Source organism: Micromonospora sp. CA-263727 (assembly GCF_050942455.1).
In the GTDB taxonomy this organism is placed as follows: Bacteria; Actinomycetota; Actinomycetes; order Mycobacteriales; family Micromonosporaceae; genus Micromonospora.
The window spans coordinates 1,585,466-1,611,666 of the sequence record NZ_CP192031.1; the positions used below are offsets into that span (position 1 = coordinate 1,585,466).

The following is a 26,201-nucleotide window of genomic DNA, read 5'->3' on the forward strand; positions in this document are numbered from 1 at the left end:
CGGTGCTGACCACCGCCGGGCGTCGCCTGATCGACCTGCTGCCCGGCCGCGCCGACTGGCGGGCGGTACGCCGGGCGCCCCGGCGCGACCTGGTCGCCGGGCTCACCGTGGCCATCGTCGCCCTGCCGCTGGCGCTGGCCTTCGGCGTCACCTCCGGCCTCGGCGCGGAGGCCGGGCTGATCACCGCCGTGGTCGCCGGCGCCGTGGCCGCCGTCTTCGGCGGCTCCAACCTCCAGGTCTCCGGTCCCACCGGTGCGATGACCGTGGTGCTGGTGCCGATCGTGGCCCAGTTCGGGGCGACCGGGGTGTTGATGGTCGGCGCGCTGGCCGGGCTGATCCTGATCGCCCTGGCCTTCGCCCGTCTCGGCCGGTACGTCCGGTATCTCCCGGTGCCGGTGATCGAGGGCTTCACCGCCGGCATCGCGGTGGTGATCGCCCTGCAACAGGTGCCGGCCGCGCTCGGTGTCGCCGACGCGGAGGGCGAACGGGTGCTGGCGGTGGCGGGCGACGCGGTCGCCCGTTTCGTCGTACACCCACAGCCGGCTCCCCTCGCGGTGGCGCTCGGTGTCGCGGCGGTGATGCTGCTCGGCGCGCGCTGGCGTCCCGGGGTGCCGTTCTCGCTTTTCGCGGTGGTCGCCGCCACGCTGCTCGCGGAGCTGCTGCCGGTCGACCTGCTCCGGATCGGCGCCCTGCCGCAGGGGCTGCCCGCGCCCTCGCTGGACTTCCTCGACCTCGGTGCGATCGGCGTGCTGCTGCCCGCCGCGCTGGCGGTGGCGGCGCTGGCCGCGCTGGAGAGCCTGCTCTCGGCCACCGTCGCCGACGGGATGACCGTCGGCCAGCGCCACGACCCGGACCGCGAGCTGTTCGGCCAGGGGCTGGCCAACGTCGCGTCCCCGCTGTTCGGCGGCATCCCGGCCACCGCCGCGATCGCGCGTACCGCGGTGAACGTCCGGGCCGGCGCGGTCTCGAAACTGGCCGCGCTGACCCACGCGGTGGCCCTCGCCGGGATCGTGCTGGCCGCCGCGCCGCTGGTCGGCCGCATCCCGCTCGCCGCCCTGGCCGGCGTGCTGCTGGCCACCACCGTACGCATGGTCGAGGCCGCGTCGCTCTGGGCGCTGGCCCGCGCCACCCGGGGCGATGCCCTGGTGCTGGTGCTCACCTTCGCGGTCACGGTGATCTGGGACCTGGTCACCGCCGTGGCGGTCGGTGTCGGGGTGGCCATCGTGGTGGCGCTGCGCGCGATCGCCCGCAGCGCGAAACTCGAACAGGTCCCCCTGGACGCCACCGAGCACACCGCCGAGGAGCAGGCGCTGCTCGCCGAGCACATCGTGGCCTACCGGCTCGACGGGCCGCTCTTCTTCGCCGCCGCCCACAACTTCCTGCTCCGGCTCTCCGACGTCGCCGACGTGCGGGTGGTCATCCTGCGGATGGCCCGGGTCTCCACCATCGACGCCACCGGCGCCCAGGTGCTCGGCGACGCCATCCGGCGGCTCCAGGGCCGGGGAATAACCGTGCTGCTCTCCGGTATCGTCCCCGGCCACGACGAGGTGCTGGACACCCTCGGCGTGGCCGATCAACTACGCCGCGACGGCCGGGTCTTTCCGGACACCCCGGCCGCCATCGCGTACGCCCGCACGCTGGTCCCCGGCACTCAGCCGCGTACGCCGACGTAGCGGTGGGACACCTCCGACCCTCAGGCGCAGAGCGCTGTGCTGGTGTACGTGGCGCCGGAGGAGGTCACCACCTCGCCGACCGCGCACACCGTCATGTTCAGACCGTAGAGCTGGTCGCCGTAGTACTGGGTGCCGGTGCCGCCGTACTTGGTGGTGGTGGCGTAGGGGCTCGACCGGTAGACGTACACCCGGACGGTGTTGTTCGGGCTCACCCGGTTGGAGATCCGACCCCAGTTCGTGCCGCAGCTCGGGCTCCAGCGCAGTTCCACCACGGCCAGCGTGGTCGAGCCCTGCATGATGTACGCCGGGTTGTAGGTGGCGTTCTGGGCGCCGCTGGAACAGCCGGTGTTGGCCGGGTCGGTGCCGTCGCAGCCGTGGCCGCTGCACGTGGCGGCACTGGCGGGGGTGGCGACCAGCATGCTGGCGGCGAGGGCGCTCGCGGCGGCCACACCGGCCAGCCGTCGGGCATTGCGCATCGTCATGATTCCTCCGCTTGGTGGGCTGCCGAGGCCCGGAGATTCGGCCTCCCCATCTCTACCGTCCGTCGACAGTGGTCTCTACGCTGTGTCGCGTCGGACAATCAATCGCGGCGATGGTCAATCAATCCGAGGAGCGGCCCATGGCCCGCGCGGAACGCCCCGTGGACCCCACCGCTGATCCCGTCCAGGCCTTCGCCGCCGAGTTACGCAGGTTGCGGGAGGCCGCCGGGCGACCGACCTACGAGGCGCTCGCCCGCCGGGCACACCGCTCCGCCAGCTCGTTGTCCGAGGCGGCCGGCGGGCGGAAACTGCCGACGCTGGACACCGCGCTGGCGTACGCCCGCGCGCTCGGTGGCGACGAGGCGGAGTGGGCCGATCGCTGGCGGGCAGCGGCCACCGCGACAGCGGTCAGCGGACCGATCTCCGGGCGGCTCGACGGCTCCGCCGCCCCGACCGACGGGGCAGGCTCAGCTGACCGGGCGGGCCCGGCCGGCGGGGCGGGCCCGGTCGACGGACCGGCCGCTCCGCGCGGCGACGCGGGACGTGGGAAGCCGGGTTTCCGGGGTCGGCGTACCACCGGTGCCCTGGCCCTGGCGGCGGCGATGGTGGCCGGGTTCGCGGCCGTGCCCTGGCTCGCCGGCGGATTTCGCGTCGGTGGCAGCCCGGCGGCGGCTCCGACCGGGGCCGCGCCGCCGCCGGAGCGGACCGGCCAGCCGGCCGCCCCCGCGGAGACCCGGGAGGTCCGCGACGGCACCGATCCGAAGGACACCGGCTGCGCCGCCGATCCCGGTGTGACCACCGTGGACAGTAGTGCGGTGCTGCTCGACGAGCGGGTGATCGGCACGGTCGAGCTGCGCTACGCGCCGGCCTGCGGGGCGAGTTGGCCCCGGTTCGTGCCGTTGCCGGAGGCGGCGCAGGTGCCCCGGCCCGCGTGGATCCAGCTCACCGTCTTCGACGGCGACGACCCGTCCCGCAACGCCGACTTCGCCATGGACTACGCCGGCATCTCCACCTTCGGCAACATGCTGACCAGCACCCGCACCTGCGTCTGGGCGCAGGTGCGGCTCACCGGCCAGGGATGGGTCTCGCCACGGGCGCGTACCGGCTGCTGGCGCGGCGCCACGCAGGTCAGGCCGATCCCATAGCCCAGATGTTAGGAGGGGGCCCCTTTGATACGCGAGGCGTTAAGAAGGGGCCCTTCCTTTCACTCGGGGACGCGGCGGTAGGCGCCGTCGCTGGCGGAGGTGGCCATCGAGGCGTACGCGCGCAGTGCGGCGGAGACCGGGCGTTGACGGTCGAGGGGGGTGTACGGTCGGTCCCGCTTCTCCTGGGCGACCCGGCGGGCGTCGAGCAGGTCGGCCGGCACGTTCAGCTCGATCGACCGGTTCGGGATGTCGATGACGACCTCGTCGCCCGGCTCGACCAGCGCGATCAGCCCGCCGGAGGCGGCCTCGGGGGAGACGTGCCCGATGGAGAGCCCCGAGGTGCCGCCGGAGAACCGGCCATCGGTGAGCAGCGCGCAGGCCCGGCCCAGTCCCCGGCCCTTGAGGAACGAGGTGGGGTAGAGCATCTCCTGCATGCCGGGGCCGCCCTTCGGCCCCTCGTAGCGGATCACCACCACGTCCCCGGCGACCACCTCCTTGGCCAGGATGGCGGTGACCGCGTCGTCCTGCGACTCGTAGACCTTGGCCGGGCCACGGAAGGTCAGGCACTCCTCGGGCACCCCGGCGGTCTTGACCACGCAGCCGTCCGGCGCGAGGTTGCCGGCGAGGATGGCCAGCCCACCGTCGGCGGTGTACGCGTGCTCCCGGTCCCGGATGCAGCCGCCGGCCGGGTCGGTGTCAAGTGACGACCAGCGGTTGGTGGTGGAGAAGGGCTCGGTGGTGCGCACCCCGCCCGGCGCGGCGTGGAACAGCTCGACCGCCTCCGGGACGGCCGAGCCGCCGCGCACGTCCCAGTCGGCCAGCCAGCGCTCCAGGGAGGGGGAGTGCACCGCGTGCACGTCCCGGTGCAGCAGCCCGGCGCGGTCCAGTTCGCCGAGGATGGCCGGGATGCCACCGGCCCGGTGCACGTCCTCCATGTGGTACTGCGGCGAGTTCGGGGCGACCTTGGCCAGGCACGGGACCCGGCGGGAGATGGCGTCGATGTCGGCCACGGTGAAGTCCAGCTCGGCCTCGCGGGCGGCGGCCAGCAGGTGCAGGATGGTGTTCGTCGAGCCGCCCATCGCCACGTCCAGCGCGACGGCGTTCTCGAAGGCGGCCCGGGAGGCCACCACGCGGGGCAGCACCGTGGCGTCGTCGTGGTCGTACCACCGCTTGGCGATCTCCACGGCGGTGCGGCCGGCCTCGACGAAGAGCGACCGGCGCGCGGCGTGGGTGGCCAGCGTCGAGCCGTTGCCGGGCAGCGCCAGCCCGATCGCCTCGGTGAGGCAGTTCATCGAGTTCGCGGTGAACATGCCCGAGCAGGAGCCGCAGGTCGGGCAGGCGGAGCGCTCGATGGCGCCGAGCTGGTCGTCGGTGACGGCCTCGTTCGAGGAGGCGATCATGGCGTCGATCAGGTCGATCTTGGAGTGGACGATGCCCTCGATCGCCACCGTCTTGCCGGCCTCCATCGGCCCGCCGGAGACGAACACGGTCGGGATGTTGAGCCGGAGCGCGGCCAGCAGCATCCCGGGCGTGATCTTGTCGCAGTTGGAGATGCAGACCAGGGCGTCCGCGCAGTGCGCGTTGACCATGTACTCCACCGCGTCGGCGATCAGCTCCCGGCTGGGCAGCGAGTAGAGCATGCCGCCGTGGCCCATGGCGATGCCGTCGTCGACCGCGATCGTGTTGAACTCCCGGCCCACCCCGCCGGCCTCGGCCACCGCGTCGGCGACCAGACCACCGAGGTCCTTGAGGTGTACGTGCCCCGGGACGAACTGGGTGAAACTGTTCGCGATGGCGACGATCGGCTTACCGAAGTCGTCGTCGGTCATCCCGGTGGCCCGCCACAGGGCCCGGGCGCCGGCCATCGTCCGGCCGTGCGTGGAGGTCTTCGACCGCAGCTCAGGCATGCGTACCAGTCTGGCACCGGCGACCCGGCACCGGACAGGTGCGCGCTCCGTGTCCCAACAGATGCACACCCGGGGTCCCCACGGCGAGCACGCATCCGGCACAGTTGGAGGTGTGCACACACCCCCGGGCATGATCGGCGCCGCGGTGCTGAGCGCGCTGGTCGCCCTCGGGGCCGGCGTGCTGTTGGTCGCCGCCGTCCGGCGTCGCACCGCCCCGCACCGCCAGGCGTACGCGCTGCTCGCCACCGCCGGCGCGGTAGCGCTGGTGACCATGCTGGTCGGGGTGGCCGTGGCGCTGAGCGTCGGCGGGCACTGGGCGCACCAGCAATCACCGCGCAGCGGCTGGGCGACGCTGGTCGCGCTCGGCACGGCGGTGAGCGGTCTGCTCTTCTGCGTGGGCCTGCTCCGGATGCCCGGGGTGGCCGGCTCGCTGGGCTCGGCCGCCCGGCTCGCCCTGGACGGCGTGATCGTGGGCGCGGCGCTCTGGTTCGTCGGCTGGGTCCTCTTCTCCGAGCCGACCCGGCTGCTCGGCGAGGCCACCCCGTCGGCCTGCCCGGCGCTCCTGCTCGCCTCGGTCAGCGCGGCGCTGAGTTCCGGCCTCGCCGCGATCATGGTCTTCCGCGCCCCACCGCCCCGCCGCTGCCTCGCCGTGCTGGGCACCGGCATCACCGTGGCGACCTGCGGTGGGCTCGCCGTCGCGGCCGGGCTCTGCCAGGCCGGCCCCGGTGTGGCCGCGGTCGCCGCGGTGGTGCTGGCGGCGGGCCTGCTGACCGTCGCGGTGGCCGTGCACCGGATCGACCCGCCCGGCCAGGTCGCCATCGACGTGATCCGGCGCGACGGCGAGTACGCGTTCGTCCCGATGGTCGCCATGGCCGCCTCGGCGATGTACCACCTCCTCCAGGACGGCCGGTTCGACGGGTTGGCCATCGTCGCCGGCAGCGTCGAGGGGTTCGCCCTGGTGGCCCGGCAGTACCTCACCCTGCACGAGGTCCGGGCCTACGCCCGGCGGCTGGCCGAGCGGGAGGCGCACTTCCGCCAGCTCGCGCACACCGACGCGCTCACCGGCCTGGCCAACCGGCGGGGGCTGTTGCAGGCCCTGCACCGCTGCGCCGAGAGCGGTACCCCCTGCGTCCTGCTCGGCCTCGACCTGGACGGCTTCAAGAACGTCAACGACATGCGCGGCCACGACGTCGGCGACGCGGTGCTGGCCGAGGTCGGCCAGCGGCTGCGGGGCAACCTGCGCCCCGGTGACCTCGCCGCCCGCCTTGGCGGGGACGAGTTCGCGGTGCTCATGCACGGCGGTCCGACCGAGGCGGGGGTGGTCGCCGACCGGCTGCTGGGGGTGCTCGGCCGCCCCTACGAGCAGCCCGAGGGGCCGGTCTTCCTCTCGGTCAGCATCGGCCTGGCGGGTTGGGCCGACGAACCCGACGTCGAGCTGCTGCTGCGCCACGCGGATCTCGCGCTGCGCTACGCGAAGCAGCGCGGCAAGAACCGGATCGAGCGATACGACGGCGCGTACGACCGGCTGCTGCGTCGGCGTACCACGCTGGAGCACGAGCTGCGCGGCGCGATCGAACGCGACGAGTTGCGGCTGGTCTTCCAGCCGGTCGCCTCCCTGCCGTCGGTGCGCCCGGTCGGTGCGGAGGCGCTGCTCCGTTGGCGCCACCCCGAGCTGGGCAACGTCCGTCCCGACGAGTTCATCCCCCTCGCGGAGGAGTGCGGGATGATCGCCAGGCTCGGCGCCTGGGTGCTGCACCAGGCCTGCTTCCAGCTCTCCCGCTGGCTTGCCGAGGGGCATGACGTCTGGGTGTCGGTCAACGTCTCGCCGCGCGAACTGCACGCCCCGGAGTACGTGGTCCAGGTCGCCGAGGCGCTGCGGGCCCATCACGTCCCGCCGCAGCGGCTGGTGCTGGAGGTCACCGAACACGCGGTCGCCACCGATCTCGACGAGCTGATCCGTCGGCTGACCGCGCTCCGGCTGACCGGCGTGCGGATCGCCCTGGACGACTTCGGTGCCGGCTACTCCTCGCTGGGGCAGCTGCGCCGGCTGCCGATCGACATCCTCAAGATCGACCATGGCCTGGTCGCCGAGCACGAGCCGGTCCGACCGGTCGGGCGCGACGGCCCGGCGTTCGCCCCGATGGTGGACATCGTCATGCGGCTGGGCCACCAGTTCGGGCTGGAGGTCATCGCCGAGGGGGTCACCACGCCCACCGAGTTGGCTGCGGTGGTGGCCGCCGGTTGCCGGTTCGGTCAGGGCGCGCTGTTCGGCTGGGGCGTACCGGCCGAGCATTTGGAGGCGATGTTGGCGGCGGCCTCCTCCTCCGGTGCCCGGCCGGCCCGCCCGGCACCGGAGGACGCCCCGTCGCCGGCCCCGTTCCGATCGCCCGTCCCGCGCTCGGGTGAGGGCATCCCGGGGCAGGTCACACCGGGTGTGGCCGGTGTGCCGGGGAGCGCCGCGCCGAGAACCGTGAACCAAAATGTGGGATCAGTTGACTCATCGCGTGAGATGCGTCAGGCTTGAGCCCATGTCGTCGTACCGGTCGCTGCGAGTACTTACCTGAGCGCACTCTCCCTGACTGAGAGTGCGCTGGCCCCGTGCATCTGGCACGCGGGCCTTTTTCTTGCCGTCGAATCCATCGGAGCGGGCCCGCGCCCGCGTTCCACAGTGTGAGCAGCCCCACCCACTCCAGCCGAAGGCCAACCGCAATGACGAGACCCACGCCAGAGACCCTCGCCCACTCAGTCCGGCGCGCCCGCAACGCCGCCGAGGCCCCGGGCGACGCCGACCACACCCGCGCCGCCGCCACCCCGGCGGTACGCCCCGCACCGGCCCAGGTCTCGGGCGCCGGTTCGCTGGTGCGCTCCCTGGAGGCGCTCGGCGTCGACGTCGCCTTCGGCATCCCGGGTGGCGCGATCCTGCCCGCATACGACCCGCTCTACGACTCGACCGTCCGGCACATCCTGGTCCGGCACGAGCAGGGCGCCGGCCATGCGGCCACCGGCTACGCCCAGGCCACCGGTCGGGTCGGGGTCTGCATCGCCACCTCCGGTCCGGGCGCGACGAACCTGGTCACCCCGATCGCCGACGCGTACATGGACTCGGTGCCGCTGGTGGCGATCACCGGTCAGGTGGCCCGCCCCGCGATCGGCACCGACGCCTTCCAGGAGGCGGACATCCAGGGCATCACCCTGCCGATCACCAAGCACAACTTCCTGGTCCAGAACCCCGGCGAGATCCCGCGGGTGCTGGCCGAGGCGTTCCACCTCGCCTCGACCGGACGGCCCGGCCCGGTCCTGGTGGACATCCCGAAGGACGTCCTCCAGGCGCCGACCACCTTCGCCTGGCCGCCCACCCTGGACCTGCCCGGCTACCGGCCCACGCTGCACCCGCACGGCAAGCAGATCCGCGAGGCGGCCCGGCTGATGGGCAGCGCTCGCCGGCCGGTGCTCTACGTCGGCGGCGGCGTGCTCAAGGCCGGCGCCACCGAGGGCCTGCGCCGGCTGGCCGAGCTGACCGGCATCCCGGTGGTGACCACGCTGATGGCGCTGGGCGCGTTCCCCGACTCGCACCGGCAGCACCTGGGCATGCCCGGCATGCACGGCACCGTCGCCGCGGTCTACGGCCTGCAGAAGGCCGACCTGATCGTGGCGCTCGGCGCCCGGTTCGACGACCGGGTCACCGGCAAGCTGGACTCCTTCGCCCCGGACGCCACCGTGGTGCACGCCGACATCGACCCGGCCGAGATCGGCAAGAACCGGCACGCGGACGTGCCGATCGTCGGCGACGCCCGGCACGTCATCGACGAGCTGCTCGCGGCGGTCACCGCCGAGCAGGCGGCCGGGCACGGCACCGGCCTCGCCGACTGGTGGGCCCAGCTCGACGACCTGCGCGAGCGGTACCCGCTGGGCTACGAGGAGCCCGCCGACGGCACCCTCTCCCCGCAGTACGTGATCAAGCGGCTGGGGGAGATCGCCGGGCCGGACGCGATCTACGTGGCCGGCGTCGGCCAGCACCAGATGTGGGCCTCCCAGTTCATCTCCTACGAGAAGCCGCAGACCTGGCTGAACTCCGGCGGCCTCGGCACCATGGGGTACGCGGTGCCGGCGGCGATGGGCGCCAAGGTCGGCAAGCCCGACACGGTGGTCTGGGCGATCGACGGCGACGGCTGCTTCCAGATGACCAACCAGGAGTTGGCCACCTGCGCCCTGGAGGGCATCCCGGTCAAGATCGCCGTGATCAACAACGGCAACCTCGGCATGGTCCGCCAGTGGCAGACGCTCTTCTACGGTGAGCGCTACTCCAACACCGACCTGGGCACCCACAAGCACCGCATCCCGGATTTCGTCAAGCTCGCCGAGGCGCTCGGCTGCATCGGGCTGCGCTGCGAGACCGCCGAGGACGTGGACCGGACCATCGAGGCGGCGATGTCCATCAACGACGCGCCGGTGGTCATCGACTTCGTGGTGGGCAAGGACGCCATGGTCTGGCCGATGGTCGCCGCCGGCACCAGCAACGACGAGATCATGTTCGCCCGCGGCGTCCGCCCGGCCTTCGACGAAGACGAGATCTAGTCATGGCCGATCGCACCGAGCGAAGCGAGGGCCGTGAGGACATGACAAGGAAGGCACCATGACGATTCATACGTTGTCCGTGTTGGTGGAGAACAAGCCGGGCGTGCTGGCCCGGGTCTCCGGGCTGTTCTCCCGGCGCGGCTTCAACATCGACAGTCTCGCCGTCGGTGAGACCGAGAATCCGGACGTCTCTCGGATCACCATCGTGGTCAACGCCGAGTCGTCCCCGCTGGAACAGGTCACCAAGCAGCTCAACAAGCTGGTCAACGTGCTCAAGATCGTCGAGTTGGACCCGTCGACCTCGGTCGCCCGGGAGCTGCTGCTGGTGAAGGTGCGCGCCGAGCGCAGCGCCCGCGCCCAGGTGCTGGAGACGGTCAACCTGTTCCGGGCCCGGGTGGTCGACGTGGCCGCCGACACCCTCACCGTCGAGGCGACCGGCACCCCGGACAAGCTCGACGCGCTGCTGCGCGACCTTGAGCCCTTCGGCATCAAGGAGATGGTCCAGTCGGGCCTGGTGGCGATCGGGCGCGGTTCCCGCGCCATCACCGCCGGCCCGGCCCTGCGCGCCGCCTGATCCATCCGCTGGCCGGCCTTCCGGCCGGAGTCCAATGAGCCACGACGGGCCGCTGCGGCCGCCGTACGAAAGGGAAGTCATGAGCGTTGAGGTGTTCTACGACGACGACGCCGACCTGGGCCTGATCCAGGCCAAGAAGGTCGCCGTGATCGGCTACGGCAGCCAGGGCCACGCCCACGCGCTGTCGCTGCGTGACTCCGGCGTCGACGTGGTGATCGGTCTGCCGGAGGGCTCGAAGAGCCGGGCGAAGGCCGAGGAGCAGGGCCTGCGGGTGCTCACCCCGGCCGAGGCGTCCGCCGAGGCCGACGTGATCATGGTGCTGGCGCCGGACACCGCCCAGCGCAAGATCTACGCGGAGTCGATCGCGCCGAACCTCGGCGCGGGCAAGGCGCTGTTCTTCGGGCACGGCTTCAACATCCGCTACGGGCTGATCAAGCCGCCGGCCGACGTGGACGTGGCGATGGTCGCCCCGAAGGGCCCCGGTCACCTGGTCCGCCGGCAGTACGTCGACGGCAAGGGCGTGCCCTGCCTGGTCGCCGTCGAGCAGGACGGCAGCGGCGCGGCCTTCGCGCTGGCGCTGTCGTACGCCAAGGGCATCGGCGGCACCCGGGCCGGCGCGATCCGGACCACCTTCACCGAGGAGACCGAAACCGACCTCTTCGGCGAGCAGGCGGTGCTCTGCGGCGGCGCGGCGGCGCTGGTGCAGACCGGCTTCGAGGTGCTCACCGAGGCCGGCTACGCCCCCGAGGTGGCCTACTTCGAGTGCCTGCACGAGCTGAAGCTGATCGTGGACCTGATGTACGAGGGCGGTATCGCCCGGATGCGCTACAGCGTCTCCGACACCGCCGAGTACGGCGACCTCTCCCGGGGCCCGCGGGTCATCGACAGCCGGGTCAAGGAGCAGATGCGCAAGATCCTCGGTGAGATCCAGAACGGTGAGTTCGCCCGCGAGTGGGTGGCCGAGGACGAGGCCGGGCGGCCGAACTTCAGCAAGTGGCAGGCCGAGGGGGCGGCGCACCCGATCGAGGAGACCGGCGCGAAGCTGCGCGGCATGATGAGCTGGGTCGACCGACCGATCACCGAGACCGCCTGACCGGGCGGACCCGCCTGGCGGGTCCGCCACCACGGCCCGCGACCCGACGCTCTCCCCGGCGTCGGGTCGCGGGCCGTGGCCGTCTCCGCCGGTGGCGACGCGCCGCGGCCCCGGGACGTGACCGGACCGATCGCATCCGCCCCAGGTGAACGCGGGATTTCCGTCGGGTGACAACGCTCTGTGAGGGCACTCACCCCGCGGTCCGGGGCACGTCCGGCGGTGCGCCACCTACCATCCCTGATAGGTGTGTAGCCGGCACCGAACGGCCATGGCACGGATAAGCACAGGGCGCAGCGCAGCGCCCCGTCGCCCAGCCGACCGCATACGACGTCTACGAGGACCGATGAATCCTGTCGTACTGATCGCCGAAGAACTCGCTCCCGCCGCCATCGAGGTGCTCGCGCACGACTTCGACGTGCGCCACGTCGACGGCACCGACCGTCCGGCCCTGCTCGCCGCGCTCTCCGAGGCCGACGCCGTCATCGTGCGCAGCGCCACCCAGATCGACGCCGAGGCGATCGCCGCCGCCCCCCGGCTGAAGGTCGTGGCCCGGGCGGGTGTGGGACTGGACAACGTCGAGGTGCCGGCCGCCACCGCGCGGGGCGTCATGGTCGTCAACGCCCCCACCTCCAACATCGTCTCCGCCGCCGAGCAGGCCGTCGCGCTGCTGCTCGCGGTCGCCCGGCACACCGCCAGCGCCAGCGCCGCGCTCAAGGCGGGGGAGTGGAAGCGGTCGAAGTACACCGGCGTCGAGATGCAGGGCAAGACCGTCGGCGTGGTCGGCCTCGGCCGCATCGGGGTCCTCTTCGCGTCGCGCATCGCCGCGTTCGGCACCCGGCTGATCGCGTACGACCCGTACGTCCAGCCGGCCCGGGCCGCGCAGCTCGGGGTGCGCCTGGTCGGGCTGGAGGAGCTGCTGCGGGAGAGCGACTTCATCTCGATCCACCTGCCGAAGACCCCGGAGACCGTCGGGCTGATCGGCGAGAAGGAACTCTCCATCGTCAAGCCGGGCGTGCGGATCGTCAACGCCGCCCGCGGCGGCCTGATCGACGAGCAGGCCCTGGCCAACGCCCTGGCCGAGGGACGGGTCGCCGGCGCCGGGGTGGACGTGTACGCCAAGGAGCCCTGCACCGCCTCGCCGCTGTTCGCCTTCGACAACGTGGTGGCCACCCCGCACCTGGGCGCCTCCACCGCCGAGGCGCAGGACAAGGCCGGCCTGGCCGTGGCCAAGAGCGTGAAGCTGGCCCTACAGGGCGAGTTCGTGCCGGACGCGGTCAACGTGCAGGCCGGTGGCGTGGTCGCCGAGGACGTCCGGCCGCTGCTGCCGCTGGCCGAGAAGCTCGGCCGCGCCTTCACCGCGGTGGCCGGCGTGGTCGCCGCCAGCGTCACCGTCGAGGTGCGCGGCGAGATCGTCAACCACGATGTCTCGGTGCTCAAGCTCGCCGCCACCAAGGGCCTGTTCAGCTCCGTGGTGGAGGAGCAGGTGACCTACGTCAACGCACCGCACCTGGCCGCCCAGCGCGGGGTGGAGGTGTCGCTGACCACCCAGACCGAGACCGTCGAGCACCCGGTCCTGGTCACCGTCCGCGGCGCGCTGCCCGACGGCCGTACGGTCAGCGTCTCCGGCACGGTCGCCCCGGCCGGCAACCGGGACATCATCAAGCTGACCGAGGTGGACGGCTTCGACGTGGAGATCGGCGCCGAGGGCATCCTGCTCTTCCTCCGCTACGTCGACCGTCCGGGCGTGGTCGGCACGGTCGGCACCCTGCTCGGCGAGGCCGGCATCAACATCGCGGCGATGCAGGTGGCCCGTCGGGAGGCCGGCGGCGAGACGCTGATGACCCTCACCGTCGACCAGGCGCTCGGTGCCGACCTGCTCACCTCGGCCGCCGACTCGATCGGCGCGACCGCGGCGAGCGCCGCCGACCTGCGCGACGAGTAGACAGTTCAACGTCCACGCACGACTTGTGGGGGCCCGGCCGGTCGGCCGGGCCCCTCGTCGTCGCCCGTCGGTCGCCGCCACCGGTTCGACCGGGGTACGGCCGAGGTGGTGGGGCGGCCGGGTCAGCCGGGCAGCCGGGCCGCCGGTGGCGGGTAGACCGAGCCGTCCTGCGCGTCGAAGAGCATCAGCCGGTGCTCGCCGGCGAGCCGTTCGATGTCGAGCAGCACCTGGTCGGCGCAGGCCGGGTCCAGGTTCAACTCCACGTGGTCGGCCGCCGTGTGCAGCGGAGCGACCGCCCATGGAGTGTTCGGCCCGGTCGGCCGGTCGGGGTAGCTGGCGGTGATCGCCCGGTAGAAGGCCACGAGGCGGGGGTCGGGTTGCCCCGCGCGGTGCCGGCCGTTCCGGCACTGCTGCACCGCCGCTCGCACGTCCTCGGGCGTCGCCCCGTCCGCCAGGGCCCACACGCTCAGATCGAAACTCACGGCCGACAGCGTGCCATCCACGGTTCACCTTGTCGAAACGACCCCGCGCAGGCCAACCGGTAGGCGGGCAGGATCGCGCCAGATGGTCCCCTGTGGAGCCCTTGCCGCGAAACGCGTCGATTCGATAGCGTACGGAGGCGGTCACTGGCCGAGTCCGTGACGCCGGCCCGTCTTCGGGTGGCGCGGTCGACGTCCTGGCCGGCTGGCCCGCACCCCTCGATTGCGCAAGCCACGCGCACTCGTCGCCGACCGGCCTCCACGGTCGTTGCCGCGACCGTGGGGGCCGATCGCTGTCCCCGCCACAACCGACCCGCCCTCCCACCCGCCCGGTGACAGCCGTGCGGGGATCTGCCGTGCGGGGAACGGCCTCGCGGGCGCCATGACGCCCCCGCTCAGCGAGGGGCCCGGCTCAGCGGCGGCCTCGGCTCAGCGGCGGTCGGCGAAGAGCACGCGATAGTCCGATCCGGAGCGGAACCAGTCCAGCCCGGCCGGGCCGGCGGCGTACAACGCGGTGGCGTAGGCGTCGGCGACCGCGAGGTCGGGGCCGACCACCGTCGCGGCGACCAGTTGGTCGGCCGGCTCGCCGGTGTGCGGGTCCACCACGTGACCCTGCCGGCCGGTCACCCCGGAGGTGCCGATGGCACCCGCCGTCATCTCCAGCACCAGCGGCGCGCGGTGCCGCTCGGTCGGGTGGTGCACCGCGACCCGCCACGGGCCGCCGTGCCCGGCCTGGCCGCGTACCACCAGGTCGGCGCCGGTGAGCACGGCGTAGTCGTGGATGCCCGCGGCGCGCAACCGGGCCGCCGCCTGCTCGACCGCCCACCCGCCGAGCAGGCCGCCCGGGTCGAAGCCGCCGGGCACCGCCCAGGCGTCGAACCAGCCGTCGGTGGCCGCCCGCATCGCGGCGCACCGGTCCACCAGATCCGCCAGCGGCGGGTACGAGTCGGGGCCGATCTCGCCCCGGCGCAGCCGGGCCACCAGGCTCTCCGGCCGGTTCGGGCCGTAGGTGAGGTCGATGGCCCGTAGCTCGGCCACCGCGTCCCGCAGCGCCTCGCCGACACCGCGCCGGCCGAGCCACTCCGGTGCGTTCAGCAGCAGGGTGTACTCCCCGGTCGAGGTGCGTACGCTGTGCCGAACGGCGATCCGGTCCCCGGCCACCGACCCGGCCCGGTCGGGGCGCGGATCGCGGGTGCCCAGCCGTAGGTCGGGACGGCGGAGGCGGAAGGCCGCCGGGTCCACCCAGCGGGTTCGTGGCTGCTCGTCGGTCCACATCGCATCGCCCTCTCCTCGACGCCCACCGCGCCGTCGCAGTCGGCGTCCGGCCCCGTGAGCCGTCAGGGCCCACGCTAGGCAGCGCACATGACCGCACCATGAATGCCTCCTGGGAAGCTGCTGTGCGTCCTGGATTCCCGGAAAGTGGAACATCCGTACCGGGAGGCGGGACAGCCGCGTACCGTCGAGCCGACACGAGCGAAGGAGCTGACGGACGTGGCACGGATCGCGGTGGTGGCCGGGGACGGGATCGGACCCGAGGTGGTCGCGGAGGCCCGCAAGGTCATCGACGCGGCGCTGCCCGGGGTCGAGGCGACCGAGTACGACCTCGGCGCGGCACGCTACCACCGCACCGGCGAGGTGCTGCCCGACCCGGTGCTGGCCGAGCTGGCCGAGCACGACGCCATCCTGCTCGGCGCGGTCGGCGACCCGACCGTGCCGCCCGGCGTGCTGGAGCGTGGCCTGCTGCTCAAGCTGCGGTTCGCCTTCGACCAGTACGTCAACCTCCGCCCGTCGCGGCTCTGGCCGGGAGTCGGCAGCCCGCTGGCGACGGTCAAGTCCGGCGAGGTCGACCTGGTGGTGGTCCGCGAGGGCACCGAGGGGCTGTACGCGGGCGCCGGTGGCGCGCTGCACCGGGGCACTCCGGCCGAGATCGCCACCGAGGAGAGCCTGAACACCCGGCACGGGGTGGAGCGGGTGGTCCGGGACGCCTTCGCCCGCGCCCGGCGGCGCGAGCGGCGCAAGGTGACCCTGGTGCACAAGACCAACGTGCTCACCCACGCCGGCTCGCTGTGGGCCCGCACCTTCGAGGCGGTGGCCGCCGAGCACCCGGACGTCGCCACCGAGTACCAGCACGTCGACGCCGCCGCGATGTTCCTGGTCACCCAGCCCCAGCGGTACGACGTGGTGGTCACCGACAACCTCTTCGGCGACATCCTCACCGACATCGCCGCCGCCGTCACCGGCGGGATCGGCCTGGCCGCCAGCGGCAGCATCAACCCCGACGGGACGTACCCGTCGATGTTCGAGCCGGTGCACGGCTCCGCGCCGGACATCGCCGGCCGCGGGGTGGCCGACCCGGTCGCCGCCGTGCTCTCCGGCGCCCTGCTGCTCGACCAGCTCGGGCACGGCGACGCCGCCGCCCGGATCACCGCCGCGGTCAGCGCGGAGCTGGCCAGCCGTGGCCCGGAGGTAGCCCTGCGCACCGCCGAGGTGGGCGACCGGATCGCGGCGCAGGTAGCCGCCTGAGCCGGTCGTGACGCCGCCGGTCGCCCGACACGGGAGGCCGGCGGTCGCCGGGTTCCGGCGACCGGTGGATACGTCACCGTCCGTGTCCTGGCTACCCGCCGGTCGACCTATCCGCTGAACGACCGTTCGGGGTAAGTTTCTGGCATCTACGTTTCCGGCATGCGGTCGGCGCATGTCGTCGTCCCTCAGGGAGGTCAGCGCGATGAGCGGTGGTGACAAGCTCGACTTCGAGATTCGTCCGAATCCCGCCCCGGTATCGGCCAGCGACCGGGCTGCGCTGCTGGCCAACCCCGGGTTCGGTCGGGTCTTCACCGACCACATGGTCACCATCCGCTACGCCGACGGCAAGGGCTGGTACGACGCCCGGGTCGAGGCGCGCGGTCCCATCCCGATGGACCCGGCCAGCGCGGTGCTGCACTACGCGCAGGAGATCTTCGAGGGGATGAAGGCGTACCGCGCCAGCGACGGCGGCGTGACGATGTTCCGCCCGTACGCCAACGCGGCCCGGTTCAACACCTCCGCGGCCCGGATGGCCATGCCGTCGCTGCCGGAGCAGACCTTCGTCGACTCGCTGCACCGGATGATCGAGATCGACCGGGAGTGGATTCCCGACGGTGCGGAGGGCAGCCTCTACCTGCGGCCGTTCATGTTCGCCAGCGAGGTCTTCCTCGGCGTCCGCCCGGCCAACGAGTACCTCTTCGCGGTGATCGCGTCGCCGGTGGGTGCCTACTTCTCCGGCGGAGTCAGGCCGGTGACGGTCTGGGTCTCGCCCGACTACACCCGGGCCGCACCGGGCGGCACCGGCGCGGCGAAGTGCGGCGGCAACTACGCCGCCTCGCTGGCCGCCCAGGCCGAGGCCGCCGAGCACGGCTGCGACCAGGTGGTCTTCCTGGACGCGGTGGAGCGGCGGTTCGTCGACGAACTGGGCGGGATGAACGTCTTCTTCGTCTACGACGACGGCTCGGTGGCCACCCCGCCGCTGACCGGGACGATCCTGCCCGGCATCACCCGGGAGTCGCTGCTCACGCTCGCCTCGGCGGCCGGGCACCGGGTCGAGGAGCGCCCGGTGACCTTCGACGACTGGCAGGCGGACGCCGCCAGCGGCCGGCTCCGCGAGGTCTTCGCCTGCGGCACGGCCGCGGTGATCACCCCGATCGGGCGGGTGCGCTTCCCCGACGGGGAGTTCAGCATCGGCGGCGGTGAGCCCGGCACGGTCACCATGGCCCTGCGCCAGCAGTTGGTCGACCTCCAGCGCGGCAACACCGCCGACCCGTACAACTGGGTCCACCGCGTGCTCTGAGATGTAAGGAAGGGCCCCTTCTTAACGCCTGCGGTAGAGGAGGGGCCCCTTCTTAACGCGCCCGCCGGCGGCGGGGGCGGCATACCTAGTCGAGCAGGTGGGTGCGCAGGGCGGTGAGCTGGTCGTCGGTGACGCCGGCGTGGCGGAGGTAGTCGTCGACGGAGCCGTGGCCCGCGCGGATCTCGGCCAGGAAGAGCAGCATGGTCTCCACCGGCGAGGCGAGGAACGGCGGCGGCACCTCGGCGGCCTCCGGGAGGACGGTGGCGACCCAGGCGCCGAAGCGCTGCGACGCCTCGTTGCTCAGCGCGTAGTCCGCGGCGATCTCGGCGTCGTCGACGCCCAACACGGCGAGGGTGAGGCCGCAGACGATGCCGGTGCGATCCTTGCCCGCGACGCAGTGCACCACCACCGGGGCGTTGGCGCCCTCGGCGATCAGGCCGATCGCCTCGGCGAGCCCGGCGGTGCCGGTACGGGCCAGGTCGGCGTACCGGTCGGCGAGGTAGCGGGCGAGGTCGCCACCCGGCTGGTACGGCTGCTCGCCCCACTCGGCGTGCTCCGGGTGGATGTGCCGGTAGGTGAGCCCGTCGAAGTCGGGGACCCGGCCGTCGCGCTCGACCTCCAAGGGGCGGCGCAGGTCGATGACGGTCCGTACGCCGAGCGCCGCGAAGGCAGCCTGGTCGGCCTCGCCCATCCGGTGCAGGGAGTCGGAGCGGTAGAGCCGGCCGGTGCGTACCGTGCGGCCGTCCCGGCCTCGGTAGCCGCCGACGTCACGGAAGTTGAACGTCGTGCTGAACGGGAATCTGCGGTTGACCTCAATGGCGTCCACCCTGACACGGTAAACGGCCGGTGGGGCGATGCCCACCGGCCGTCACATCCGTCTCCGCCCACCGGGGTGGTGGCCGGGAGCCGCTACCGGAAGAGTCCGGGCGGAGTCGCGGCGTACGTGTCGTTGTAGTAGCCGCCGAGCTTGTCCCGGTACGTCGGGTCGGTGGCCGTCTCGTCGTACTCCGGAGCCGCCTTGATCTGGTCCTTGCTCCGGTCCACGTAGACCTTCTGTTCCTCGTGGTCGACGTGGTTCACCGTCCCGGCCGGGAGCATGACCTTCTTACCGAAGATCCACGGCCCGGTGTCGACCACCAGGTAGCTGGCGTTGACCTCCTGGCTGCTGCTGTCGATCTTGCCAACCGAACCGTCGGTGGCCTCGATCTTGTAGCCGACCATGTTGACGCCGGCCACCCCGGCCTCGTCCCGGTAGGCCCAGGGATCGAAGGCGTTGGCGGGGGCGGGGAGAGTCGGGCTTCCGTGGCCGCCGAGAATCGTGACGTCCTCGTCCGACACCGCGCGCAGCGGAGCCGGGTCCGCCGTGGCGGGCGTGCTGTCCGGGTTGAGCCTGTCCATGGGATCTCTCCTGCCTCGACTGCGCTGAGTCGTTCTCGGAGGATGGGGTTTCCTGGTCCCGGAGACTCCTACCCGGTGCGGCGCGTTCTACACCCCGTGCCCGGAATCCACCCCCGCGCCCTATCCCGAAATGTGGATTGTGCCTCCCAGATTCCGTCGGCGGGTGGCAGAGTACGCAACGTGACCAGCACCGCCCGCATTATTGGCAACTAGCGCGCCGGCCTCCCTCCGCCGAGCGCGCAGACCTCCCGCAGCCGCGGGGGGTCTTTTTGTTGCGCTGGCCGGTGCCTGACGAAGGGATCCCCATGACGTTCCAGGTCTACGACACGACCCTGCGCGACGGCGCCCAGCGCGAGGGGCTCAGCTACTCGGTGGTCGACAAGCTCGCGGTGGCCCGGCTGCTCGACGAGCTCGGCGTCGGGTTCATCGAGGGCGGGTGGCCGGGCGCGGTGCCGAAGGACACCGAGTTCTTCCGCCGGGCGCGGACCGAACTCGACCTCCGGCACGCGCTGCTGGTCGCCTTCGGCGCCACCCGCCGGGCCGGCGCGGTCGCCGCCGACGACCCGCAGGTGCGCGGCCTGCTGGACGCGCAGACCCCGGCGATCGCGCTGGTCGCCAAGGCCGACCTGCGGCACGTGGAGCGGGCGCTGCGTACCACCGCCAAGGAGAACCTGGCGATGATCCACGACACGGTGACCCACCTGGTCGCCGAGGGGCGCCGGGTCTTCGTCGACGGTGAGCACTTCTACGACGGCTACCGCTTCGACCCGGCGTACACCGCGTCGGTGGTGGAGACCGCGCTGGCCGCCGGCGCCGAGCGGTTCGTGCTCTGCGACACCAACGGCGGGATGCTGCCGTCCCAGGTGACCGCGGCCATCGCCGACCTCACCGACCGGATCGGCGTCGCCCCGGAGCTGCTCGGCATGCACGCCCAGAACGACACCGGGTGCGCGGTGGCCAACACCATCGCCGCGGTCGAGGCCGGCGTCCGCCACGTGCAGGGCACCGCCAACGGGTACGGCGAGCGGCCGGGCAACGCCGACATCTTCGTGCTCGTCGCGAACCTTCAGCTCAAGCTCGGGCTGCCGGTCCTACCGGAGGGCTGCCTGGAGCAGATGGTGCGGGTCTCCCACGCCATCGCCGAGATCGCCAACATCGCCCCCGACACCCACCAGGCTTACGTCGGGGCCGCGGCCTTCGCTCACAAGGCGGGGTTGCACGCGAGCGCGATCAAAGTGGATCCGCTGCTCTACAACCACGTGGAACCCGAGGTGGTCGGCAACGACATGCGGATCCTGGTCACCGAGATGGCCGGCCGGGCCAGCATCGAGCTCAAGAGCCGCGAGCTCGGACTGGATCTGGCCGGCCATCCGGAGACGCTGTCCCGGGTCACCAACCGGGTCAAGGAACTGGAGGCGGGGGGTTGGTCGTTCGAGGCCGCCGACGCCTCGTTCGAGCTGCTGGTCCGCTCCGAGCTGCCGGACGCCGCACCGGCGCGGCCCTTTGCCCTGGAGTCGTACCGGGTGCTGGTCGAGCACCGCGAGGACGGCGCGGTGGTCTCCGAGGCGACCGTGAAGATCCGGGTACGCGGCGAGCGGGTGATCGCCACGGCGGAGGGCAACGGCCCGGTCAACGCGCTCGACGAGGCGCTGCGGGTCGGCCTCGGTCGGCACTACCCGGAGCTGCGGAACTTCCAGCTGGCCGACTACAAGGTCCGCATCCTGGAGGGCAGCCACGGCACCGGCGCGGTGACCCGGGTGCTGGTCGAGACGGCCGACGGCCGGGGCGGCGGCTGGACCACCGTCGGCGTGCACCCCAACGTGGTCGAGGCGAGCTGGCACGCCCTGGTCGACGCCCTCACCTACGGCCTGCACCGGGCCCGGGTGTAAGGAGGGGCCCCCTCTTAACGCGTAGCGTAGAGAAGGGTGCCCTTCTCACGCGCTCACGCGCTCACGCGCTCACGCGCCTGGCGGCGTCGGCGGCTCGGCGGGTGGCAGGCGCAGCTCGGCGAGGACCATCCGGTGGTCGCTGCCGGGTAGCGGGTGCACCGCCACGGCACGTACCGCGATGCGGCGATCCACCAGCACGTGATCGATCACCACAGGCGGGATCGGGTCGCCGTCGTACGGGCCCCAGGTGCCGGTCAGCCCGGCGCCGACCGAGGCGGCGGCGTCGGCGTAGCCGGTGCCGAGCAGGGCTCGTAGCGGCGCGTGGTCGAGGGTGGCGTTGAAGTCCCCGGCGAGGATGCTCAGCGGTCCGTCCGGGGTGGCCACCGGCTGGGCCGCCAGGTCGTCGCGCCAGTGGCCCGTCTGGTCCAGCGCGTACGGAGCCGCCGGGTGCGCCGACTCGACGCGTACCGGGGGCGCGCCGGGCACCGTCACGGTCGCGTACGCCTGGGTGAAGCCCCACCCGCCACGGAGCTGGCGGAGGCCGCCGTCGCCGATCGGGTGCCGGGAGTAGAGGCCGGAGCCGGGGGTGCCGACGACCGGGTTGAGCTGCCGGTACGGCATCAGCTGGTGGAGCCCGAGCCGATCCAGCTCGGCCTGGGCCGTCGGGGTGAACTCCTGCACCACGAGCACGTCGACCCGCCCGGTGCGGACCAGGTCGACCAGCGTCCCCGGATCGGCGGCGCCGGCGAGCAGGTTGGCGGTGAGCACCCGTACCGTCGGCCCGGTCGCGGACGGTTGTGTCGCGGGCAGTGCGCGGGGCACCACGACCGCGAGCAACGCCACGGTGGTCAGCGCCGCGACGATCGCCGGCCAGCGGCGTCGCAGGGCGAGCGCGAGCAGCAGCGGGAAGAGGCTCCCGGCCGCCGCGTACGGGGTGAAGGCCAGCAACTGCACCAGCGGCCCCCGGTCCAGGCCCACCAGCCGGGCCGCCGCCCACCCCGCGCCCGGCGCGACGGCGAGCCAGCAGAGCGCTGTCCACACCGGCAGCGCCGCGGCTCGCCGGTTGATGGTGATCTTCACAGTCCGCAGCCTACGCGTGCTGTCAGGCGGTGGCGGGCTGCCCCGGCGGCCGTTCCGGGTGCCGGTGACGTAGGCCCGGAACCGGATTGCCGAATTCTTTTTGCGAATGCCTTACGGGTTCGCCGACGCAATTTTTGTGGCGCTGATCGGACACGTCCTAAAAAGCGTGATCACTATTGACCAGTGGCATTTTCTGGTGCTACGTTCCAGCTGGTCGGGCGGCCGCGACCGCAGGATGTAACCCCAGCTCAGGATGCATGTAGGCGGCCGAGCGCAGCCGTCGGGAGATGCGCTCCCGAAAGAAGTACGCCGACGGGACGCGTTCATTGTCACCCGACCCGGAAAAGGCAATATCCGCCCCGCGCGTCGCGGGTCGGCCGTTTCTCCATGGTCACCAAGGGGGACCTGTCATGCCCAGTTTTTTCCGACGTAAGGCGGCTGCGGTGGCGATCGCGGCCCTGGCACTGGCGCTGGCCGGCGGTGGGATCGCCGCCGCGCAGCCGACGACCAAGGCTCCGGGGGGCCAGCCCGCGAGCCGCGGGGCACAGCAGCCGGCGGTCACCGCGGCGTCGCTGAACAGCGCGAAGGCGGCGCTCGCCAAGGGCGACGCCGTCACCGCCGCCTCCATCGACCTCTACCGGACGGTGGTCAACGCCAACGGCACCAAGGCGCGGGGCGACGGTGTCGTCATCAAGTACGGCGTCGGCCAGTACGAGGTGCAGTTCGGCAGCAACGTCGCCACGGCGTTCTACGTGGCGACCATCGGCCGTCCGGACTCGTGCTGCGTCCCGCCGGGCGGAGAGGTTTCGGTGGCGCCGCGCCTGCTCACCCCGAACGGGGTCTTCATCCAGACCCGCAACTCCGCCGGGGTCGCCGCCGACCTGCCTTTCTACCTCATCGTGCACCGCTGATCCGTCCGTCGTCGCCGGCCCCGTCCTGCGGATGGGGCCGGCGACGCTGTCCGGCCTGTCATCGGTTGGACGGTGAAGGCGGGCTCTGGCTCGGTTTGCGTGGTGCCGCTTCTTCCACGCCGTAACGGTGCCGGCGCGCCGTCTGGGTCACCGAGGGCCGGAAATTCCGACGTTTGTCCGATGGTCGCCTCGGGAAGCAAGCACCGTGACGGACATCTCGGACACCATGGCCAGCGTGCCCAGCCCGGCCGATCCCGACCCGACGGCGGCGCAGCTGGAACAGACGCTCTTCGAGGTCAAACGTGTGATCGTCGGGCAGGACCGGCTCGTCGAACGCCTGTTCACCGCGCTGGTCGCCGACGGGCACTGCCTGCTGGAGGGCGTGCCCGGGGTGGCCAAGACGCTCGCTGCGCAGACCCTCGCCAGGGTCGTCGGCGGCACCTTCTCCCGGATCCAGTTCACGCCCGACCTGGTCCCCTCCGACATCGTCGGCACCCGCATCTACCGGGCCTCGCAGGAGAGCTTCGACGTCGAGCTGGGCCCGATCATGGCGAACCTGGTGCTCGCGGACGAGATCAACCGGGCGCCCGCGAAGGTGCAGTCGGCGCTGCTGGAGGCGATGGCCGAGCGCCAGGTCTCCATCGGCGGGCGCAGCTACCAAGTGCCGGAACCGTTCCTCGTGCTGGCCACCCAGAACCCGATCGAGTCGGAGGGGGTCTACCAGCTGCCCGAGGCGCAGCGGGACCGCTTCCTGATGAAGGTCCTCGTGGACTACCCCGACGGCGCCGACGAACTGGCCATCCTCTACCGGATGAGCGCCGACCGCCCGAGCGCCCACCGGGTACTCGACCCGGAGCGACTGCGCGAGCTCCAACTCCGCGCCACCCGGGTCTTCGTGCACCACGCCATCGCCGAGTACGTGGTCCGGCTCATCCTCGCCACCCGCGATCCGGGCCGGTTCGGGCTGCCGGAGATCGCCCCGCTGCTCGCCTACGGCGCCAGCCCGCGCGCCACCCTCGGCCTGGTCGCCGCCGCCCGCGCCCAGGCCCTGCTCCGCGGCCGGGAGTACGTCCTGCCCGACGACGTCCGGGAACTGGCGGTGGACGTGTTGGCGCACCGGCTGGTGCTCTCCTTCGACGCGGTCGCCGACGGGGTGACCGCCGAGTCGGTGGTGCGCCGGCTGGTCGACGTGGTCCCGCCGCCCCGGGTGGCCGCCGAGCAACCGGAGTACGCGGCCGACCTGGCAGTCGCCTGATGGGACGCCGACCCGCCCCGGTGCCCGTACCGGCGGATCCGGGGTTGACCGACCTCACCCCCGACCAGCGACTGCGCCGGCTGGAACTCACCGTCACCCGGCGACTCGACGGGCTGCTGCACGGCGAGCGGCGCGGCCTGCTGCCCGGACCCGGCAGCGAACCCGCGGGCAGCCGGGAGTACCGGCCCGGTGAGGACGAGGTGCGCCGGATGGACTGGGCGGTGACGGCCCGCACCACCGTCCCACACATCCGGGAGGTGGACGCCGACCGGGAGCTGACCACCTGGGTGCTGGTCGACGCCAGCCCGAGCATGGAGTACGGCACCGCCGAGCTGGACAAGCGGGAACTGGCCGTGGCCGCGGTCGCCACCATCGGCTTCCTCACCGCCGGGGCGGGCAACCGGCTCGGCGCGCAGGTGCTCACCCCGTACGGCCTGCACCGGGTGCCGGCGCGCGGTGGGCGTACCCATCTGATCGGGTTGTTGCGCGCGTTGCTGGCCGCGCCCCGGGTGGGTGGCCACGACGTGGACGCCGCGCCGATGCCCGACCCGGCCGAGCTGTCCGACGCGTTGGCGGCGGTGCACCGGGTGGCCAACCGGCGTGGCCTGGTGGTGGTGGTCTCGGACTTCCTCGACGGACTGCCCGACGACCCCCGCCGACCGGCCGCCTGGGAGCGCCCGCTGCGCCGGCTCGCCGTGCGGCACCAGGTGCTCGCGGTCGAGGTCACCGACCCGCGCGAGCTGGAACTGCCGGACGTGGGCCTGATCACCCTCGCCGATCCGGAGACCGGCGAGCGCCGCGAGATCTGGACCGGCGACCAACGCCTGCGCGAGCGGTACGCGGCGGCCGCCGCCGCCCAGCGCGACCAGGTCCGGCAGGCCGTGCGCCGGTCCGGTGCGAGCCACCTGGCGCTGCGCACCGACCGGGACTGGGCCGCCGACATCGTGCGGCACGTGCATGCGCAGCGCCGCCTGGCCACCGCACCGGCCGCCGGACGGCAACGCGGAGGTGCCGCGTGATCTGGCAGTCGCCCGTCCGGCTCTGGCTGCTGCTCGGGGTGCTCGCCCTGGCGGCGGCCTACCTGGTGGCGCAGCGGCGCCGCAGCCGGTACGCCGTCCGGTTCACCAACCTGCGGTTGCTCGACCGGGTGGCGCCGCAGCGCCCGACCTGGCGTCGCCACCTGCCGGCCGGTCTCTTCCTGGCCATGCTGGCGCTGCTCGTCGTCGGCTTCGCCCGGCCCACCGCCGAGGTCCGGGTGCCCCGGGAACGTGCCACCGTGATGGTGGCGGTGGACGTCTCCACCTCGATGCTCGCCACCGACGTGGAGCCGGATCGGCTCAGCGCGGCCAAGAAGGCCGCCCGGCGGTTCGTCGACGGCCTGCCCGGGGAGTTCAACGTCGGGCTGGTGGCCTTCGCCGGCAGCGCCGCCGTGCTGGTGCCGCCGAGCACCGACCGGGAGGCGCTGCACGACGGTATCGAACGCCTCGCCGAGGGGGTGACCGGCGTGCAGGGCACCGCGATCGGCGAAGCCATCAGCACGTCGCTGGGGGCGGTGCAGGCGTTGGACGAGAAGGCCGCCACCCAGCCGCCACCGGCCCGGATCATCCTGCTCTCCGACGGGGCGAACACCTCGGGCATGGACCCGATGGAGGCCGCCGCCGCGGCCGTCGCCGTCGAGGTGCCGGTGCACACGATCTCGTTCGGTACGCCGAGCGGCTTCGTCGACCGGGGCGGGCGGCCGATCCAGGTGCCGGTGGACGGAGAGACGTTGCAGGCCGTCGCCGAGGAGACCGGGGGTGGCTTCCACCAGGCCGGTACGAGCGACGAGTTGCGTGCCGTCTACGAGGACATCGGCAGCTCGGTGGGCTGGCGGACGATGCGGCAGGACGTCTCGGCCCGATTCATCGGGCTCGGGCTGGTGTTCGCGATGGGTGCGGCGTTCGGCTCGATGCGGTGGTTCTCCCGCCTGCCCTGATGC

21 protein-coding genes are annotated in these 26,201 nt (G+C 72.8%); 14 read left to right on the top strand and 7 right to left on the bottom strand.

The genetic code is table 11. The features are described 5' to 3' along the window. The first annotated feature begins 2 nt into the window (after positions 1-2). Complete coding sequence (locus ACQPYA_RS07270; protein WP_433533405.1) at positions 3-1,673, top strand: SulP family inorganic anion transporter; 1,671 nt, start codon at positions 3-5, stop codon at positions 1,671-1,673. 20 nt (positions 1,674-1,693) lie between these two features. Here ACQPYA_RS07270 and ACQPYA_RS07275 read toward each other — a convergent pair whose 3' ends face one another. After that, on the bottom strand, positions 1,694-2,155 hold the full coding sequence (locus ACQPYA_RS07275; RefSeq protein WP_433531877.1) for a DUF2690 domain-containing protein: 462 nt from the start codon (positions 2,153-2,155) through the stop codon (positions 1,694-1,696). 137 nt (positions 2,156-2,292) lie between these two features. Here ACQPYA_RS07275 and ACQPYA_RS07280 point away from each other — a divergent pair, with 137 nt between their 5' ends. Beyond that, the gene (locus ACQPYA_RS07280) at positions 2,293-3,297 is read left to right on the top strand and encodes a helix-turn-helix domain-containing protein (RefSeq protein WP_433531878.1); all 1,005 of its coding nucleotides are present in this window, start codon (positions 2,293-2,295) and stop codon (positions 3,295-3,297) included. A gap of 59 nt (positions 3,298-3,356) precedes the next feature. On the opposite strand, the gene ilvD is transcribed toward ACQPYA_RS07280, so the two are convergent. Further along, positions 3,357-5,204, bottom strand: coding sequence for a dihydroxy-acid dehydratase (gene ilvD / locus ACQPYA_RS07285; RefSeq protein WP_433531879.1), 1,848 nt, complete (start codon positions 5,202-5,204; stop codon positions 3,357-3,359). Positions 5,205-5,316: 112 nt separating this feature from the next. Here ilvD and ACQPYA_RS07290 point away from each other — a divergent pair, with 112 nt between their 5' ends. From ACQPYA_RS07290 to serA, 5 genes are all read left to right on the top strand, one after another. Further along, entirely contained in the window at positions 5,317-7,728 is a 2,412-nt protein-coding gene (locus ACQPYA_RS07290; RefSeq protein ID WP_433531880.1) for an EAL domain-containing protein, read from the top strand. Between the two features lie 185 nt (positions 7,729-7,913). Next, on the top strand, positions 7,914-9,779 hold the full coding sequence (locus tag ACQPYA_RS07295; protein WP_433531881.1) for an acetolactate synthase large subunit: 1,866 nt from the start codon (positions 7,914-7,916) through the stop codon (positions 9,777-9,779). A gap of 58 nt (positions 9,780-9,837) precedes the next feature. Further along, positions 9,838-10,353: an acetolactate synthase small subunit gene (gene ilvN, locus ACQPYA_RS07300; protein ID WP_433531882.1), complete on the top strand. Its 516-nt coding sequence runs from the start codon at positions 9,838-9,840 to the stop codon at positions 10,351-10,353. A gap of 79 nt (positions 10,354-10,432) precedes the next feature. Then, positions 10,433-11,446, top strand: coding sequence for a ketol-acid reductoisomerase (gene ilvC, locus ACQPYA_RS07305; protein ID WP_433531883.1), 1,014 nt, complete (start codon positions 10,433-10,435; stop codon positions 11,444-11,446). 343 nt (positions 11,447-11,789) lie between these two features. After that, positions 11,790-13,388 carry a phosphoglycerate dehydrogenase gene (gene serA, locus ACQPYA_RS07310; RefSeq protein WP_433531884.1) on the top strand — a complete coding sequence of 533 codons (1,599 nt, stop codon included), beginning with the start codon at positions 11,790-11,792 and terminating at the stop codon, positions 13,386-13,388. 122 nt (positions 13,389-13,510) lie between these two features. Here the strand turns inward: serA and ACQPYA_RS07315 are convergent, their stop codons facing one another. Continuing rightward, a complete protein-coding gene (locus tag ACQPYA_RS07315; RefSeq protein ID WP_433531885.1) occupies positions 13,511-13,870 on the bottom strand; it encodes a hypothetical protein in 360 nt (119 codons plus the stop codon). 426 nt (positions 13,871-14,296) lie between these two features. Next, complete coding sequence (locus tag ACQPYA_RS07320; protein ID WP_433531886.1) at positions 14,297-15,142, bottom strand: FAD:protein FMN transferase; 846 nt, start codon at positions 15,140-15,142, stop codon at positions 14,297-14,299. A gap of 216 nt (positions 15,143-15,358) precedes the next feature. Between ACQPYA_RS07320 and ACQPYA_RS07325 the strand changes: the two genes are divergently transcribed. Next, positions 15,359-16,390, top strand: a complete 1,032-nt coding sequence (locus ACQPYA_RS07325; protein WP_433531887.1) for a 3-isopropylmalate dehydrogenase — start codon at positions 15,359-15,361, stop codon at positions 16,388-16,390. A 202-nt stretch (positions 16,391-16,592) separates the two neighbouring features. After that, positions 16,593-17,690, top strand: coding sequence for a branched-chain amino acid aminotransferase (locus ACQPYA_RS07330; RefSeq protein ID WP_433531888.1), 1,098 nt, complete (start codon positions 16,593-16,595; stop codon positions 17,688-17,690). 85 nt (positions 17,691-17,775) lie between these two features. Here ACQPYA_RS07330 and ACQPYA_RS07335 read toward each other — a convergent pair whose 3' ends face one another. Beyond that, a complete protein-coding gene (locus ACQPYA_RS07335) occupies positions 17,776-18,546 on the bottom strand; it encodes a tyrosine-protein phosphatase (protein ID WP_433533406.1) in 771 nt (256 codons plus the stop codon). Between the two features lie 53 nt (positions 18,547-18,599). Then, positions 18,600-19,088 (bottom strand): PRC-barrel domain-containing protein, encoded by a 489-nt coding sequence (locus tag ACQPYA_RS07340; protein WP_433531889.1) that lies wholly within the window; start codon positions 19,086-19,088, stop codon positions 18,600-18,602. Positions 19,089-19,393: 305 nt separating this feature from the next. Here ACQPYA_RS07340 and cimA point away from each other — a divergent pair, with 305 nt between their 5' ends. Next, a complete protein-coding gene (cimA, locus tag ACQPYA_RS07345) occupies positions 19,394-20,977 on the top strand; it encodes a citramalate synthase (RefSeq protein ID WP_433531890.1) in 1,584 nt (527 codons plus the stop codon). A gap of 69 nt (positions 20,978-21,046) precedes the next feature. On the opposite strand, the gene ACQPYA_RS07350 is transcribed toward cimA, so the two are convergent. Further along, a complete protein-coding gene (locus tag ACQPYA_RS07350; protein ID WP_433531891.1) occupies positions 21,047-22,057 on the bottom strand; it encodes an endonuclease/exonuclease/phosphatase family protein in 1,011 nt (336 codons plus the stop codon). Between the two features lie 410 nt (positions 22,058-22,467). On the opposite strand from ACQPYA_RS07350, the gene ACQPYA_RS07355 reads away from it, so the two are divergent. The 4 genes from ACQPYA_RS07355 to ACQPYA_RS07370 all read left to right on the top strand — a co-directional run bounded on the left by ACQPYA_RS07355 (position 22,468) and on the right by ACQPYA_RS07370 (position 26,198). Then, positions 22,468-22,968 carry a hypothetical protein gene (locus ACQPYA_RS07355; RefSeq protein WP_433531892.1) on the top strand — a complete coding sequence of 167 codons (501 nt, stop codon included), beginning with the start codon at positions 22,468-22,470 and terminating at the stop codon, positions 22,966-22,968. A 205-nt stretch (positions 22,969-23,173) separates the two neighbouring features. Then, on the top strand, positions 23,174-24,223 hold the full coding sequence (locus tag ACQPYA_RS07360) for an AAA family ATPase (protein WP_433531893.1): 1,050 nt from the start codon (positions 23,174-23,176) through the stop codon (positions 24,221-24,223). Further along, positions 24,223-25,242: a DUF58 domain-containing protein gene (locus ACQPYA_RS07365; protein ID WP_433531894.1), complete on the top strand. Its 1,020-nt coding sequence runs from the start codon at positions 24,223-24,225 to the stop codon at positions 25,240-25,242. Before ACQPYA_RS07360 ends, ACQPYA_RS07365 begins: the two co-directional genes overlap by 1 nt. Further along, entirely contained in the window at positions 25,239-26,198 is a 960-nt protein-coding gene (locus ACQPYA_RS07370) for a VWA domain-containing protein (RefSeq protein ID WP_433531895.1), read from the top strand. Before ACQPYA_RS07365 ends, ACQPYA_RS07370 begins: the two co-directional genes overlap by 4 nt. The last annotated feature ends 3 nt before the right edge of the window (positions 26,199-26,201 follow it).